Genomic DNA, 14,728 nt, shown 5'->3' on the forward strand with positions numbered 1-14,728 from the left:
GCTGGTCGCGACTGTCGGGCAAGCCGCAGGGCTTGTCCACCGCGGGACAGCACGGACATCCGAGGCCGGAGTGTTCACGTTTGCAACACCTGCCCGTGGCATGGCGTTTGCAGACACGCAGCTTATTCCAAACCGACCCTCCAGGAGACTCCACGATGTTCTGCCACCGCTCCCGCCCTCGACTCCCTCTCTTCGCCGCCGTGCTGATCGGGGCCGCGCTCCAGGGTGCGGCCTGGGCGCATGGTGATGTCACGCCGCAGGCGGTCGATACCAGCAGCCTGCCCAAGCTGGGCGACGAATGGCGCGCCGAGAACCCCTACCGCAAGCATGAGGCGGCGATCAAGGTCGGCACCTCGGCCTACAACCAGAACTGCGCGCGCTGCCACGGCCTGGAGGCGATCTCCGGCGGCATCGCCCCCGACCTGCGCAAGCTCGACAACGAGTGCGCGACGCTGAAGGACGACAAGAAGAAGGCGGCCTGCGTGAAGGAGATCGACGAGTACTTCGCCAGCACCGTGCGCAAGGGCCGCACGCGCAACGGCGCGGTCTACATGCCGCCTTTCGAGGGCATGATGAACCAGGAGGCGGTCTGGTCGATCAAGGCCTACCTGGAAACCCGTCGCGAGAAGCCGCTGTGATCTCGCGCCGCTCGATGCTCGGGGCGGCGGCGCTCGCCGCGCTGCCCGGCATGCTGTCGGCCACGACGCTGGACAAGGTGAAGAGCCGCGGCGCGCTCGTCGTCGGCCTGTACAAGGAGATGCCGCCGTTTCACGTCGACGGCAGCGGCATCGATGTCGAGATCGGCCGGGCGCTGGCCGAGGCCCTCGGCGTGAAGTTCTCGCCGCTGCCCTTCCATGCCGACGAGAACATGGACGACGACCTGCGCCACATGGTCTGGCGCGGCCACTACCTCGGCTACGGCCCGGCCGACGTGCTGCTGCACGTGCCGGTCGACCGGCCGCTGATGCAGGCGAACCCGCAGGTGAGCATCTTCGGCCCGTACTGGCGCGAGCGCGTGGCGGTGGCGCGCAATCTGGAGCAGGTGCCGGAGCTGGCTTCGCTGTCGCAGCTCGCCGGCAAGCCGGTGGCGGTGCCGGGCCTGTCGCTGGCCGGCTGGCTGATGATCGGCGCCGACGGCGGCGCTTACCGAGAGCAGCTGCGCACGCAGTGGAAGGACGGCGTGCAGGCGGCGCAGGCGCTCGCGCGCGGCGAGGTGCCGGTGGCCGCCGGGCTGCTGTCCGAGCTGCAGAGCGTGCTGCGCGGCGATGCCCGCTTCGCCGTCGAGCCGCTGCCGTCGCCGCGCGCACCGCGCGACGGCTGGGCGGTGGGCATGGCGGTGAAGAAGGACGCCAGCGAGCTCGCGCAGGCGCTGCAGGCGGCGCTGAACCAGCTGTCCGCCAACGGCCGACTGGCCGAGATCTTCGCCCGCGCCAACCTCGCCTGGCGCCCCGCCTGACGGCGATCGGCCCGGCGCTGTGACGCACTGGAGCAGGACCAAGGGTTTTTCCCGAATGGTGCCCGGGGCCCGGCCTCATCAAGCTATGTACGTTCGTGCATAGCGCCCGGGGCGGGACGCCGCCTCACCCAAAACAGGAAGCTTCACATGCAGAAGACGCTCAACATCAACCCGGAGAAGTGCACCGGCTGCCTCCAGTGCGAGATGGCCTGCTCCTTCGAGAACTACGGCACCTACGCCACGGCCAAGTCGCGCATCAAGGTGTTCGACTTCCACCACTCCGGGCGCAAGGTGCCCTACACCTGCACGCAGTGCGACGAGGCCTGGTGCCTGCACGCCTGCCCGGTGGAGGCGATCACGCTGGACAAGCTGACCGGCGCCAAGGTGGTCAACGAGACCACCTGCGTGGGCTGCAAGGTCTGCACGATCAGCTGCCCGTTCGGCACCATCAACTACGTGCAGGAGACCGGCAAGGTGCAGAAATGCGACCTGTGCGGCGGCGACCCCGCCTGCGCCACCGCCTGCCCGACCGGCGCCATCACCTACACCGATGCCAACTGGACCGGCCTGAACAAGATGCAGGCCTGGGCCGACAAGCTCGGCAACCAACCCGCCGCGTAAGAGGAGCACACACATGTCCTGGGCTGGAAAGATCCTCCGCGTCGACCTCACCGCCGGCACCGTCAAGTCGGAACCCCTCAACATGGACTGGGCGCGCGCCTACCTCGGCTCGCGCGGCCTGGCCACCAAGTACATCGTCGAAGAGGTCGATCCCAAGGTCGACCCGCTGTCGCCGGCGAACAAGCTGATCTGGGCCACCGGCCCGCTGACCGGCACCATGGCCTCCACCGGCGGCCGCTACACCGTGGTCACCAAGGGCCCGCTGACCGGCGCCATCGCCTGCTCGAACTCGGGCGGCTACTGGGGCGCCGAGCTGAAGATGGCCGGCTGGGACATGGTCGTCTTCGAAGGCAAGTCCGCGAAGCCGGTATTCCTCTACGTCGAGGACGACGTGGCCGAACTGCGCGACGCCTCGCACCTGTGGGGCAAGAGCGTCTGGGAGACCGAGGAGACGCTGAAGAAGCAGTTGCAGCAGCCGCTGGCGCGCGTCTCCAGCATCGGCCTGGCCGGCGAGAACCAGGTGCTCTACGCCGCCGTCGTCAACGACCTGCACCGTGCCGCCGGCCGCTCGGGCGTGGGCGCGGTGATGGGCAGCAAGAACCTGAAGGCGGTCGTGGTGCGCGGCACCAAGGGCGTCGGCAACGTAGCCGATCCCAAGGAGTTCATGAAGGTCACCTTCGAGAAGAAGAAGATCCTCGCCGACAACGCCGTCACCGGTCAGGGCCTGCCGACCTACGGCACGCAGGTGCTGATGAACGTGATCAACGAGATCGGCGCACTGCCCACGCGCAACCACCGCGACGTGCAGTTCGAGGGCGCCAAGGACATCTCCGCCGAGGCGATGGCCACGCCGCGCAAGACCGACGGCAAGAAGCACCTGGTGACCAACCAGGCCTGCTTCGGTTGCACGATCGCTTGCGGCCGCATCAGCAAGATGGACCAGGGCCACTTTACGGTCGAGAACAAGCCGCAGTACTGGGGCGCCTCCGGCGGCCTGGAGTACGAGGCCGCGTGGGCGCTGGGCGCCGCCAACGGCGTCAACGACCTGGAGGCGCTGCAGTATGCCAACCTGCTGTGCAACGAGCAGGGCATGGACCCGATCTCCTTCGGCGCCACCATCGGCGCGGTGATGGAGCTCTACGACATGGGCGTGCTCACCAAGGAGCAGCTGGGCATCGACGCCAAGTTCGGCAGCGCGCAGGCGCTGGCCTATTTCGCCGAGATCACGGCGAAGGGCGAAGGCTTCGGCAAGGAGATCGGCCAGGGCTCCAAGCGCCTGTGTGCCAAGTACGGCCACCCGGAACTGAGCATGAGCGTGAAGGGCCAGGAGTTTCCCGCCTACGACTCGCGTGGCATCCAGGGCATGGGCCTGACCTATGCGACCAGCAACCGCGGCGCCTGCCACCTGCGCAGCTACACCGTGGCCTCGGAAGTGCTGGGCATCCCGGTGAAGACCGACCCGCTCACCGCCGAAGGCAAGCCCGAATTGGTGATCGCCTTCCAGGACGCCACCGCCGCGTTCGACTCGGCCGGGATCTGCATCTTCACCAGCTTCGCCTGGGGCCTGGCCGACGTGGCGCCGCAGGTCGCCGCAGCCTGCGGCCCGGAGTTCACGCTGGAGAACATGGCGAAGATCGGCGAGCGCATCTGGAACATGGAGCGCGACTTCAACAACCGTGCCGGCTTCACGTCGAAAGACGACAACCTGCCGCCGCGCCTGCTGAACGAGCCCGCCAAGACCGGCCCGGCCAAGGGCCTGGTCAACAAGCTGCCGGAGATGCTGCCGAAGTACTACGCCGCTCGCGGCTGGGACGCCGACGGCCAGCTCAAGCCGGAGACGCGTTCGCGCCTCGGTCTGTGAGTTCGTCCATGCGTTGAGACGGGAAGGCGGTTCACGGACCGCCTTCTTTCTTTCAGGAACCCGACACCATGAACCACGTGATCCTCGGCGCCGGCCCAGCCGGCGTGATCGCCGCGGAGACGATCCGCAAGCACGCTCCCCACGACCGCATCGTGCTCGTCGGCGACGAGCCCGAAGCGCCTTACTCGCGCATGGCGATTCCCTACCTCCTGATCGGCAACATTCAGGAGGAGGGCACGCACCTGCGCCACGGCGCCGGCCACTTCGAGCAGTTGCGCATCGAGATCAAGCGCGGGCGCGCCAAGGGCATCGACACCGGCCGCCACCAGGTGCATCTGGAGGACGGCAGCTCGCTGCCGTTCGACAAGCTGCTCATCGCCACCGGCTCCAGCCCGATTCGCCCGCCGATCCGCGGCATGGACCTGCCGAACGTGCACAGCTGCTGGACGCTCGCCGATGCGCGCGCCATCGCGCAGCGCGCCGGCAAGGGCGCGCGCGTGCTGCAGATGGGCGCGGGCTTCATCGGCTGCATCATCATGGAGGCGCTGGCGGCACGCGGCGTCGAGCTCACCGTCGTCGAGATGGGCGACCGCATGGTGCCGCGCATGATGGGCCCCACCGCCGGCGGCATGATCAAGGACTGGTGCGAGAAGAAGGGCGTGCGCGTGTTCACCGGCACCAGGGTCGAGGCGATCGAGGGCGCGGGCGCCGCCGATCCGGGGTTGCTGGGCAGGATTGCGTCGGCGGTCGGGCTCGGCGGTTCCGCCGGCGGCAGCGGCGCGATGAAGGTGAAACTTTCCAACGGCCAGACGCTGGACGCGGACCTCGTCATCAGTGCCACCGGCGTGAAGCCCAACATCGGCTTCCTCGAGAACTCGCCGATCAAGTGCCTGCAGGGCGTGCTCACCGACGAGCATCTGCAGACCACGGTGCCCGGCATCTACGCCGCCGGCGACTGCGCCGAGGCCTTCGATGTCGCCAGCGGCAAGACCATCGTCAGCGCGATCCAGCCCAACGCCGCCGACCAGGCCTACATTGCGGCGATGAACATGGTCGGCAAGGCGGCCGCGCTGAAGGGCGTCACGCAGATCAACGTGCTCGACACGCTGGGCCTGATCTCCACCAGCTTCGGCAACTGGCAGGGCGTGGCCGGCGGCGAGCAGGTCGAGCTCACCGACCGGCCTGCGGGCAGGCACCTGAGCCTGCAGTTCAAGGATGACGTGATGGTCGGCTGCAACAGCATCGGCTGGACCGAGCATGTCGGCGTGATGCGCGGCCTGGTCGAGGGCCAGGTCAGGCTCGGCGAGTGGAAGGAGAAGCTGAAACAGGACCCGACCCTGCTGATGGAGGCCTACCTCGCCAGCGCGCAGGGCCAGAGCACGCGCGCGCTCGTTCCCCCGAAATGAAGATCGTCTTCAAGCTCTACGCCAGCCTGACGCAGTACCTGCCCGCCGAGAACCGCTACGACAACCGCGTGCAGCTCGAGCTGCCCGAGGGCAGCTCGGTCGCCACGGTGATCGAGCCTTTCGGGTTGCCCGAGAAGCTGGTGCACCTGGTGCTGGTCAACGGCAGCTACGTGCCGCCCGAGCAGCGGCTGTCGCGCGTGCTCCAGGAGGGCGACGTGCTGGCGATCTGGCCGCCGATCGCCGGCGGCTGAAGCATGCAGGCTCATTACCCTGCGGACTTCAGGCGGGAGATGGGCTGCACCGAGGCCGAGCTGCTGAGGTGGCTGCCCGGGGCGGTGAACGGCCGCGCGCTGACCTTGATGCCTCGCTCGGCGGAGGTGGCCATCGAAGGCGGCCGCCTCGATCTGGCCTGGCGGGAGCTGCCGCCGCGGCAGATCGCCCTGATGCGCATGCCGCGCATGGCGATCAGCTTTCACTTCGAGGGCGTGAGCGAGGCGCAGCGCCAGGCCTTCATGCGCTACTTCGACCTGTACACGCAGCGGGGCGGGGGGTGAACCCGGGCGGGCGAACGCGTCGCGGCGTGCTCACAGGCGCGTCGTCAGCTCGTTGAGCCACGACGGCAGCAGGCGCAGCAGCCTCGCCTCGGCGAGCTTGTCCCAGCTGAGCAGGATGGCCATGCCGAGCCCCATCAGCAGGGCCCCCAGCAGGCGGCGACCGATGCGACCCGCGGCCGCGAGCGGGCGCCGCAGGCGCGCCGAGGCGTCGTGCGACAAGCGGCCGATGAGCAGCAGCGGCGTGCCGGCGCCGAGCCCGAAGACCGCCATCAGCAGCGCGACCTGCGGCAGCTGCCGACCCTGCGCGGCGAGGGTGGTGGCCGCGCCGAGGGTCGGCCCGACGCAGGGCGTCCAGACCACGCCGAGCAAGGCGCCGAGCGCGAACTGGCCGGCCCAGCCCTCGGCATGCAGCCGCGCCAGCCAGGCGTCGCCGGCGGCGCCGACACCGGCGGCGGCCCGCTCGAAGCGCGCCTGCAGCCGGCTCGAGGCGAGGACGGCGCCGAAGCCGATCAGCAGGACGGCGGCGACCTGCCGCAGCCGCTGGGCGTCGATGTCGAGCGCGAAGCCGATCGTCGCCACGAACAGTGCGACGACCGTGAACGACACGGTCAGCCCCAGGGTGAGCGCCAACGCTCCCCAGCGATGCTGGTGCAGCGCCGCGGCGACGAGGATGGGCAGCAGGGGCAGGACGCAGGGTGACAGTGTCGACAGCAGACCGGCCGCGTAGGCCAGGGCGAAGCTGCCGGGTCCGAAGTCCATGGCCCGTTCCGGCGGCGCTCACAGCGCCTTGGCGAACAGCGCCGCGAGCGACTCCCTGCGCGTCTGACCGGTGGCGCGCGCCACCTCCTGGCCGCCCTTGAAGACCACCAGGGTGCTCTGCTGCACGACGCGCAGGCGCTTCTTCAGCTCCACGTCCTTGTCGAAGTCGGCGACGAACACCGTGAGGTGGCTGAACTTCGGGTCGCGCAGCAACTCGCTGACGATCGGCTCCTGCACGGTGCAGGTGGCGCACCACTCGGCCACGAAGGCGACGATCACCGGGAGCCGCTGCGCGAGCGCGCGGTCGAACAGGCTCTTTTCGTAGGCGACCTCCCCGCCTGCGGCCGGCCACGCGCAGACGGCCCAGAACAGCAGCGCCGCGAGCCGCGGCCCCCAACGTCGTCCTGCGGAACTCATGGATGCAGTGTCGGACCTGCCCGGCGCAGGTCATTGCGCTCGGTCAAGGGCAGCGAGCGGGCCGGTCAGACGTTGCTGATCGCCCGCACCTCGTCGATCGTGGTCACGCCGGCCCGACCTTCTCGATGCCGTCCTCGCGCAGCGTGCGCATGCCCTCGCGCAGTGCCGTCTCCTGCAGCGCCTCGGCGCGCGCACCGGTCTGGATGAGGCGACGCAGTGCGCGCGTCACCGACATCGGCTCGTGCACGCCGGCGCGGCCGCGGAAGCCGGAGTGGCCGCAGTGCTCGCAACCCGGCGCGTGGTGCAGGTGCAGCCGGCCGTCGCGGCCGTGCCTGCCGATCCAGGCCTGGCGCGTGGTGTCGCGTGCCAGAGGAGAGTCGGCCTCGCCGAACGCCTGCATGTAGTCGGAGAGCAGTTCCTCGACCTCCTCGTCGCTGGCCGGCCGGCTGGTGCGGCACTCGCTGCACAGCTGCCTCACCAGCCGCTGCGCCAGCACGGCGAGCAGCGAGTCCGCCGACGGCAGGGCCTGCGGCTGCAGCGGCGCGGTGACGGTGAGCGCGCGGAACTGGTCGAAGCGCAGCGGCAGCGTGGTGCGCGCCGGCGGCAGCTGCACATGCGCCACGGCCTCCTCGGGGACGAAGAAGGTCAGGCGGCCGCTGGTCTGCTTGTCGTTCAGGCCGACGATCTCGCAGGGCAGGGGGGCGGTCTGCGGCGTCGGCGCCGGATAGCTGGCAAAGGGCGGCGTCGGCCAGCGGAATGCCTCGCGGCCGACCTTGTCGGGCTCGGCCCGCAACGCAGCGGCCGGACCCTTGCCGTCAGGCAGGTGCCCCACAGGGGCGCGGACAGGTCGGTCACAAGCGTTCCTCGGAGTCTGCGCCGCGGACGTTCGCGGACGCAGTCTCGATGGTGCGCCGGGAGCGGGCGCGGCGAAGTCCGGAAGTGGTGGGCGCGCAGCCGCCAGTTCAGCGCTTCATCTGCTCGGGCAGGAAGGTGACGATCTGCGGGAAGACGTAGAGCAGAACCACCGCCAGCACCATCAGCGCGAAGAAGGGCAGCGCGGCGCGCGAGATCGTGCCGACGTCCTTCTTCGTCATGCCCTGCAGCACGAACAGGTTGAAGCCCACCGGCGGCGTGACCTGCGCCATCTCGACGACGATGACGATGAAGATGCCGAACCACAGCGGGTCGATGCCGGCCTTCTGGATGGTGGGCATGATCACCCCCATGGTCAGCACGACCATCGAAATGCCGTCGAGGAAGCATCCCAGCAGGATGAAGAACAGCGACAGCGCCACGATCAGCTGCCACTGGGACAGCCCCAGCGAGCCGATCCATTCGGCCAGATGGCGCGGCAGCCCGATGTAGCCCATCGACAGCGTGAGGAAGGCCGCGCCGGCGAGGATCAGCGCGATCATGCAGTACAGCCGCGTGCCGCCGAGCAGCGAGTCGCGGAAGGTCGCCCAGCTCAGCGAGCCCTGCGCGGCGGAGAGGATCAGCGCGCCCACCACGCCCAGCGCCGCCGCCTCGGTGGCGGTGGCGATGCCGCCGTAGATCGAGCCCAGCACCGCGGCGATGAGCAGCAGCACCGGGATCAGGTGGCGCGACTCGCGCAGCTTCTGCGCAAGGCTCAGCCTTGCATCGGCCGGCGGGATCTGGCCGGGGTGGGTGAGCGACCAGAAGGCGATCCAGGCCGAGAAGATGAATGCCAGCATCAGTCCCGGGATCACCCCGGCGATGAACAGCTGGGCAATCGACACATCGGCACTGACGCCGTAGACGATCATGATGATCGACGGCGGGATGAGCAGGCCCAGCGTGCCGGCGCCGGCCAGCGAGCCGAGCGACATCAGCTCCGGGTAGCCGCGCCGCTGCAGTTCGGGCAGGCTCATCTTGCCGATGGTGGCGCAGGTGGCGGCGCTCGAGCCCGACACCGCGGCGAAGATCGCGCAGCCGGCCACGTTGACGTGCAGCAGCCGCCCCGGGAGCGCCTGCATCCACGGCGCGAGGCCGCGGAACATGTCCTGCGACAGCCGCGTGCGGAAGAGGATCTCGCCCATCCAGACGAACAGGGGCAGGGCGGTCAGCGTCCAGCTCGACGACGAGCCCCAGATCGTCACCGCCATCGCGTCGCCGGCCGGCCGCGAGCTGAACAGCTGCATGGCGATCCAGGCCACGCCCGACAGCGTGAGGCCGATCCACACGCCGCTGGCGAGAATGGCGAACAGCGCGCCGACGAGCAGCGCCGTGATGGCCAGGTCACTCATTGCGCACGGCCTCCTCCGGCAGCGGCGGCAGGCGACGGCCGCGCGCCTCGAGCACCAGCTCGTCGACGAAGGCGATCGCCAGCACCGCCGTGCCCAGCGCCATCGCCAGCTGCGGGATCCACAGCGGCGTGGCGTCGTTCGAGGTGGAGATGTCGTGGAAGCGGTACGACTGCCACGACAGCCGCGCGCTGTAGAAGGCCGACAGCAGGGCGAGCGCCGATGCCGCCGCCAGCGACCACAGCTCGAAGCCGCGCTGCCAGCGGGCGGGGAGCCGGCCGATGAGCAGCGTGACGCGAATGTGCTCGCCACGCTTGAGCGTGTGCGCCAGCGCGAGGAAGCCGGCGCCGGCCATCAGGTAGCCGGCGTAGGCGTCGATGCCCGGGATATTGAAGTGAAGCTGCCGCCCGAGGATGGACAGCAGCACCGCGGCCAGCAGCGCGACCATGAACAGGGCCGCGAGCGCGGCGCAGCCGTCGTACAGGGCGTCGAGGGCGCGCCGCATCACGGCCTACTTGCGGAAGGCGTCGACCAGCGCCTGCCCCTCGGCGCCGGACTTGTCCAGCCACTCCTTGAGCATGGTGTCGCCGACCTTCTTCATGTCCGCCTTGAGCTGCGCCGAGGGCGGCTGGACCTGCATGCCGTTGGCCTTGAGCTTGTCCAGCGTGTCGGTGTTGACCTTGCGGCTCGCCGCCCAGCCGCGCGCCTCGGCGTCGGCACCGGCTTTCAGCACCGCGTCCTGGGTGGACTTGTCGAGCGCGTCGAAGGCGGCCTTGTTGACGATCACCGCGTTCTTCGGCAGCCAGGCCTGGGTGTCGTAGTAGTACTTCAGGTGTTCGTAGAGCTTGCTGTCCACCCCCGTGGCGCCCGAGGTCATCGTGCTCTCGACCACGCCCGTGGCCAGCGCCTGGGCGAACTCGGCCGCCTGCACGGTGACCGGCTGCGCGCCGACCAGTTCGGCGATTCGTCCGGTGGCCGGGCTGTAGGCGCGCCACTTGATGCCCTTCAGGTCGGCGGCCGAGGCGATCGGCTTCTTCGTGTAGATGCCCTGCGGCGGCCAGGGCACCGAGTACAGCAGCGCCATGCCCTGCTCGCCGAGCTTCTTCTGCAGCAGCGGCTTCTGTGCCTGGTAGAGCTTCATCGCGCTGTCGTAGCTGTCGGCCAGGAACGGCAGGCCGTCGGCACCGAAGATGGGCCACTCGTTGGAGAAGTTGACCAGCAGGATCTCGCCGATCTGCGCCTGGCCGCCCTGCACGGCGCGCTTGATCTCCGGCGCCTTGAAGAGGGACGCGTTCGGGTGCACCGTGATCTTCAGCTTGCCGCCGCTGGCCTTGTCGACGTCGGCGGCGAACTGCGCCAGGTTCTCGCTGTGGAAGTTCGTCGCCGGATAGGCGGCGGGCAGGTCCCACTTGGCCTGCGCGAAGGCGGCAGGGGCGAGGGCCGAGAGCGCGATCAGCGCGGCGGCATTCAGGGTGCGGCGGGTCAGGGACATGCGGTGCTCCCGGGTGGTGTTGGAGGAAACAAGGGTGAAAAGCGATTGCAGTCTAGGGAACGTTTCGATAAATTGTCAATAAATCTTCAACGTTTCGGGGAAACCACGGATGTCTGCCAAGGCTTCGGCCAAGACCCCAGCACGAACCGGGCCGGCCAAGCGCGCCGCGCCGCGCGGCATCGTGTCCTCGTCGCACCTCGTCTCGCCGCGCAGCGTCGAGCTCTCCGAGTTCGAGTTCGGGCTGATCGTCGCCTGGAACGCCTTCTCGCGCTGGGCGATGCGCTGCATGGCCGCCGCCGGCTGCCCCGACCTGACCATCACCGACGTGCTGGTGCTGCACCACATCAACCACCGCGCGCGCAACAAGAAACTGGCCGACATCTGCTTCGTGCTGAACTACGAGGACACGCACGTCGTCGCCTACTCGCTGAAGAAGCTGGTGGCCGCCGGCCTGGCGCAGGGCGACAAGCAGGGCAAGGAGGTCTTCTACAGCCCCACGCCTGCGGGCGAGGCCGCGGTGGCCCGGTACCGCGAGGTGCGCGAGAACTGCCTGGTCGACAACCTCGACGTCGACCGCAATCCCGACATCGGCGAGATGGCGCGGCTGCTGCGCACCATGTCGGGCCTCTATGACCAGGCCGCACGCGCGGCGACCTCGCTGTGAGGGCGCCGCGCCCCCAAGGCCCTTCGACGACTTCGCGATGAACACACTCCCACGCTGGCAATTCTGGATCGACCGCGGTGGCACCTTCACCGACATCGTCGGCCGCCGCCCCGACGGCTCGCTGGTCACCCACAAGCTGCTGTCCGAGAACCCGGAGCAGTACCGCGACGCGGCGGTGGCCGGCATCCGCCACCTGCTCGGCCTGCAGTCCGGCGAGCCGATCACGCCGGAGCGGGTGGAGTGCGTGAAGATGGGCACCACGGTGGCCACCAACGCGCTGCTCGAGCGCAAGGGCGAGCCGACGCTGCTGGTCATCACCAAGGGCTTCCGCGACGCGCTGCGCATCGCCTACCAGGACCGGCCGCGCCTGTTCGACCGCCACATCGTCCTGCCCGAGTTGCTCTACAGCCGCGTCATCGAGGCGCAGGAGCGCATCGGCGCCGATGGCACGGTGGTCGAACCCTTCGACGAGGCGCACCTGCGCGAGCGCCTGTGGGCCGCCTACGACGCCGGGCTGCGCAGCGTGGCCATCGTCTTCATGCACGGCTACCGCTTTCCGGCGCACGAGCAGGCGGCCTCGCGCCTGGCGCGCGAACTCGGCTTCACGCAGGTCAGCGTCTCGCACGAGGTCAGCCCGCTGATGAAGCTGGTCGGCCGCGGCGACACCACCGTGGTCGACGCCTACCTGTCGCCCATCCTGCGCCGCTACGTCGAGCAGGTGGCCTCCGAGATGCCGGGCGTGAAGCTGTTCTTCATGCAGTCCAGCGGCGGACTCACCGACGCGCACGCGTTCCAGGGCAAGGACGCCATCCTCTCCGGCCCGGCCGGCGGCATCGTCGGCATGGTGCGCACGGCGCAGCTGGCGAAGAACGACCTCGGCGGCGAGAAGGTGATCGGATTCGACATGGGCGGCACCTCCACCGACGTGAGCCACTTCGCCGGCGAGTTCGAGCGTGCCTTCGAGACCAAGGTGGCCGGCGTGCGCATGCGCGCGCCGATGATGAGCATCCATACCGTGGCCGCCGGCGGTGGGTCCATCCTCTCGTTCGACGGCGCGCGTTTCCGCGCCGGTCCGGAGAGTGCCGGCGCGAACCCCGGCCCGTCCTGCTACCGCCGCGGCGGTCCGCTGGCGGTGACCGATGCCAACGTGATGGTCGGCAAGATCCAGCCTCGGTGGTTCCCGCAGGTGTTCGGCCCGAACGCCGACGAGCCGCTGGACCGCGACGTCGTCGTGGCACGGTTCAGCGAGATGGCGCGGCGCATCGCGCAGGCCACCGGCACGCAGCGCTCGCCCGAGGAAGTGGCCGAGGGCTTCATCGACATCGCGGTCGGTGCGATGGCCAACGCGATCAAGAAGATTTCGGTGGCGCGTGGCTACGACGTCACGCGCTACACGCTGCAGTGCTTCGGCGGCGCCGGTGGCCAGCACGCCTGCCGCGTGGCCGATGCGCTGGGCATGGACCGCGTGTTCGCGCACCCGCTGGCCGGCGTGCTGTCGGCCTACGGCATGGGCCTGGCGGACCAGAGCGTGATGCGGGAAGCGGCGGTGGAACTGAAGCTCGCCGATGCGCTGCCCACCGTCGCGCAGCGCCTGGACGCGCTGGCCACCGAGGCCGAAGGCGAACTGCGCCGGCAGGGCGTCAGCGGCGGCGAGATCCGCACGCACCGGCGCGTGCACCTGCGCTACGAAGGCACCGACTCGGCCCTGGTCGTGCCCTTCGGCTCGGCCGTCGAGATCCAGTCGGCCTTCGAGGCCGCGTACCGGCAGCGCTTCGCCTTCCTGATGAAGGAGCGCGCGCTGGTGGTCGAGGCGGTGTCGGTGGAGGCCGTGGGCGCCGGCGACGCGCCGGCCGAGACCCCGCAGGCCACGCTGGCCCCGGCGCGGATGGCCGCGGAAGAGACGGTCAAGCTCTTCAGCGGCGGCCGCTGGTGGGATGCGGCGCTGGTGGTGCGCGAGGCCGCGAAGCCCGGCCTCTTCATCGACGGGCCGGCCATCATCGCCGAGCGCAACGCCACCACCGTGGTCGAGCCCGGCTGGCGCGCGCGCGTGACGGCGCTCGACCATCTGGTGCTCGAGCGCGTGCAGCCGCGCGAGGCGCGGCGCGCCATCGGCACCAGCGTCGACCCGGTGATGCTCGAGGTCTTCAACAACCTGTTCATGAACATCGCCGAGCAGATGGGCCTGCAGCTGCAGAACACGGCGTACTCGGTGAACATCAAGGAGCGACTGGACTTCTCCTGTGCCCTCTTCGACGAGCAAGGCCAGCTGATCGCCAACGCGCCCCACATGCCGGTGCACCTGGGCTCGATGAGCGAGTCGATCAAGACGGTGATCGCCGGCAACGCCGGGCGCATGCAGCCCGGCGACGTCTACGCGCTCAACGACCCGTACCACGGCGGCACGCACCTGCCCGACGTGACCGTGGTCACGCCGGTGTTCGACGAAGCGGGACGCGACATCCTGTTCTACGTCGGCAGCCGCGGCCACCATGCCGACATCGGCGGCACCACGCCCGGCTCGATGCCGCCGTTCTCGACGCGCATCGAGGAAGAGGGCGTGCAGATCGACAACGTCAAGCTGGTCGAGGCCGGCCGCCTGCGCGAGGCCGAGATGCTGTCGCTGCTGTCCAGCGGCGATTACCCCTCGCGCAACCCGCCGCAGAACATGGCCGACCTGAAGGCGCAGATCGCCGCCAACGAGAAGGGGGTGCAGGAGCTGCGCAAGTTGGTGGCGCAGTTCGGGCTGGACGTGGTGCAGGCCTACATGCGCCACGTGCAGGACAACGCCGAGGAATCGGTGCGCCGCGTCATCACCAAGCTGAAGGACGGCACCTTCACGCTGCCGCTGGACAACGGCGCGCAGATCAGCGTGGCGATCCGTGTCAATGCCGGCGAGCGCAGCGCCGAGATCGACTTCGGCGGCACCTCGGCGCAGCTGGAAAACAACTTCAACGCACCCACGGCAGTGTGCATGGCGGCGGTGTTGTACGTGTTCCGCACCCTGGTGGGCGACGACATCCCGCTCAACGCCGGCTGCCTGAAGCCGCTCAAGGTGATCATCCCCGAGGGCTCGATGCTCAACCCGCGCCCGCCGGCCAGCGTGGTGGCGGGCAACGTCGAGACCTCGACCTGCATCACCAACGCGCTGTACGGTGCGCTCGGCGCCATGGCCGCCGGACAGTGCACGATGAACAACTTCACCTTCGGCAACGCGCGCCACCAGTACTACGAGACGAT

The 14,728-nt window shown here is 69.5% G+C and carries 15 protein-coding genes; 9 read left to right on the top strand and 6 right to left on the bottom strand.

Translation table 11 applies throughout. From position 1 onward, the window contains the following. Positions 1 to 155 precede the first annotated feature (155 nt). The 7 genes from pedF to Q0599_RS10790 all read left to right on the top strand — a co-directional run bounded on the left by pedF (position 156) and on the right by Q0599_RS10790 (position 5,898). Positions 156 to 638: a cytochrome c-550 PedF gene (gene pedF / locus Q0599_RS10760; RefSeq protein WP_298829292.1), complete on the top strand. Its 483-nt coding sequence runs from the start codon at positions 156 to 158 to the stop codon at positions 636 to 638. Beyond that, positions 635 to 1,456 (top strand): ABC transporter substrate-binding protein, encoded by an 822-nt coding sequence (locus tag Q0599_RS10765; RefSeq protein WP_298829294.1) that lies wholly within the window; start codon positions 635 to 637, stop codon positions 1,454 to 1,456. Before pedF ends, Q0599_RS10765 begins: the two co-directional genes overlap by 4 nt. A gap of 147 nt (positions 1,457 to 1,603) precedes the next feature. Continuing rightward, positions 1,604 to 2,077 carry a 4Fe-4S dicluster domain-containing protein gene (locus Q0599_RS10770; protein WP_298829296.1) on the top strand — a complete coding sequence of 158 codons (474 nt, stop codon included), beginning with the start codon at positions 1,604 to 1,606 and terminating at the stop codon, positions 2,075 to 2,077. Positions 2,078 to 2,090: 13 nt separating this feature from the next. Then, positions 2,091 to 3,938 carry an aldehyde ferredoxin oxidoreductase family protein gene (locus Q0599_RS10775; RefSeq protein WP_298829298.1) on the top strand — a complete coding sequence of 616 codons (1,848 nt, stop codon included), beginning with the start codon at positions 2,091 to 2,093 and terminating at the stop codon, positions 3,936 to 3,938. 68 nt (positions 3,939 to 4,006) lie between these two features. After that, the gene (locus Q0599_RS10780) at positions 4,007 to 5,344 is read left to right on the top strand and encodes an FAD-dependent oxidoreductase (protein ID WP_298829299.1); all 1,338 of its coding nucleotides are present in this window, start codon (positions 4,007 to 4,009) and stop codon (positions 5,342 to 5,344) included. After that, entirely contained in the window at positions 5,341 to 5,595 is a 255-nt protein-coding gene (locus tag Q0599_RS10785) for a MoaD/ThiS family protein (RefSeq protein ID WP_298829300.1), read from the top strand. Before Q0599_RS10780 ends, Q0599_RS10785 begins: the two co-directional genes overlap by 4 nt. Before the next feature lie 3 nt (positions 5,596 to 5,598). Next, a complete protein-coding gene (locus Q0599_RS10790) occupies positions 5,599 to 5,898 on the top strand; it encodes a hypothetical protein (protein WP_298829302.1) in 300 nt (99 codons plus the stop codon). Between the two features lie 30 nt (positions 5,899 to 5,928). On the opposite strand, the gene Q0599_RS10795 is transcribed toward Q0599_RS10790, so the two are convergent. The 6 genes from Q0599_RS10795 to Q0599_RS10820 form a co-directional block, all read right to left on the bottom strand. After that, entirely contained in the window at positions 5,929 to 6,657 is a 729-nt protein-coding gene (locus Q0599_RS10795) for a cytochrome c biogenesis CcdA family protein (RefSeq protein WP_298829304.1), read from the bottom strand. An 18-nt stretch (positions 6,658 to 6,675) separates the two neighbouring features. Then, the gene (locus Q0599_RS10800; RefSeq protein ID WP_298829306.1) at positions 6,676 to 7,074 is read right to left on the bottom strand and encodes a thioredoxin family protein; all 399 of its coding nucleotides are present in this window, start codon (positions 7,072 to 7,074) and stop codon (positions 6,676 to 6,678) included. A 103-nt stretch (positions 7,075 to 7,177) separates the two neighbouring features. Beyond that, the gene (locus Q0599_RS26160; RefSeq protein WP_367180927.1) at positions 7,178 to 7,906 is read right to left on the bottom strand and encodes a hypothetical protein; all 729 of its coding nucleotides are present in this window, start codon (positions 7,904 to 7,906) and stop codon (positions 7,178 to 7,180) included. Between the two features lie 130 nt (positions 7,907 to 8,036). Continuing rightward, positions 8,037 to 9,338, bottom strand: coding sequence for a TRAP transporter large permease subunit (locus Q0599_RS10810; RefSeq protein WP_298829307.1), 1,302 nt, complete (start codon positions 9,336 to 9,338; stop codon positions 8,037 to 8,039). Further along, positions 9,331 to 9,840, bottom strand: a complete 510-nt coding sequence (locus tag Q0599_RS10815) for a TRAP transporter small permease (protein ID WP_298829308.1) — start codon at positions 9,838 to 9,840, stop codon at positions 9,331 to 9,333. Before Q0599_RS10815 ends, Q0599_RS10810 begins: the two co-directional genes overlap by 8 nt. A gap of 6 nt (positions 9,841 to 9,846) precedes the next feature. After that, positions 9,847 to 10,827 (bottom strand): TRAP transporter substrate-binding protein, encoded by a 981-nt coding sequence (locus Q0599_RS10820; protein ID WP_298829310.1) that lies wholly within the window; start codon positions 10,825 to 10,827, stop codon positions 9,847 to 9,849. Positions 10,828 to 10,936: 109 nt separating this feature from the next. On the opposite strand from Q0599_RS10820, the gene Q0599_RS10825 reads away from it, so the two are divergent. Together Q0599_RS10825 and Q0599_RS10830 are read left to right on the top strand one after the other, a co-directional pair. Then, entirely contained in the window at positions 10,937 to 11,491 is a 555-nt protein-coding gene (locus Q0599_RS10825; RefSeq protein WP_298829312.1) for a winged helix DNA-binding protein, read from the top strand. Positions 11,492 to 11,528: 37 nt separating this feature from the next. Next, on the top strand, positions 11,529 to 14,728 hold a 3,200-nt coding region (locus tag Q0599_RS10830), incomplete at its 3' end, for a hydantoinase B/oxoprolinase family protein (protein ID WP_298829314.1).

This window comes from uncultured Piscinibacter sp. (assembly GCF_937952055.1).
Taxonomy (GTDB): Bacteria; Pseudomonadota; Gammaproteobacteria; order Burkholderiales; family Burkholderiaceae_C; genus Piscinibacter.

Bases quoted from the DNA above. Each gene is read 5' to 3' on its own strand.
- Q0599_RS10800 (WP_298829306.1), bottom strand. From the start codon at position 7,074: ATGAGTTCCGCAGGACGACGTTGGGGGCCGCGGCTCGCGGCGCTGCTG.
- Q0599_RS10795 (WP_298829304.1), bottom strand. From the start codon at position 6,657: ATGGACTTCGGACCCGGCAGCTTCGCCCTGGCCTACGCGGCCGGTCTG.
- Q0599_RS10815 (WP_298829308.1), bottom strand. From the start codon at position 9,840: ATGCGGCGCGCCCTCGACGCCCTGTACGACGGCTGCGCCGCGCTCGCG.
- Q0599_RS10785 (WP_298829300.1), top strand. From the start codon at position 5,341: ATGAAGATCGTCTTCAAGCTCTACGCCAGCCTGACGCAGTACCTGCCC.
- Q0599_RS10770 (WP_298829296.1), top strand. From the start codon at position 1,604: ATGCAGAAGACGCTCAACATCAACCCGGAGAAGTGCACCGGCTGCCTC.
- Q0599_RS10825 (WP_298829312.1), top strand. From the start codon at position 10,937: ATGTCTGCCAAGGCTTCGGCCAAGACCCCAGCACGAACCGGGCCGGCC.
- Q0599_RS10810 (WP_298829307.1), bottom strand. From the start codon at position 9,338: ATGAGTGACCTGGCCATCACGGCGCTGCTCGTCGGCGCGCTGTTCGCC.
- Q0599_RS10775 (WP_298829298.1), top strand. From the start codon at position 2,091: ATGTCCTGGGCTGGAAAGATCCTCCGCGTCGACCTCACCGCCGGCACC.
- Q0599_RS10790 (WP_298829302.1), top strand. From the start codon at position 5,599: ATGCAGGCTCATTACCCTGCGGACTTCAGGCGGGAGATGGGCTGCACC.
- Q0599_RS10780 (WP_298829299.1), top strand. From the start codon at position 4,007: ATGAACCACGTGATCCTCGGCGCCGGCCCAGCCGGCGTGATCGCCGCG.
- Q0599_RS10820 (WP_298829310.1), bottom strand. From the start codon at position 10,827: ATGTCCCTGACCCGCCGCACCCTGAATGCCGCCGCGCTGATCGCGCTC.
- pedF (WP_298829292.1), top strand. From the start codon at position 156: ATGTTCTGCCACCGCTCCCGCCCTCGACTCCCTCTCTTCGCCGCCGTG.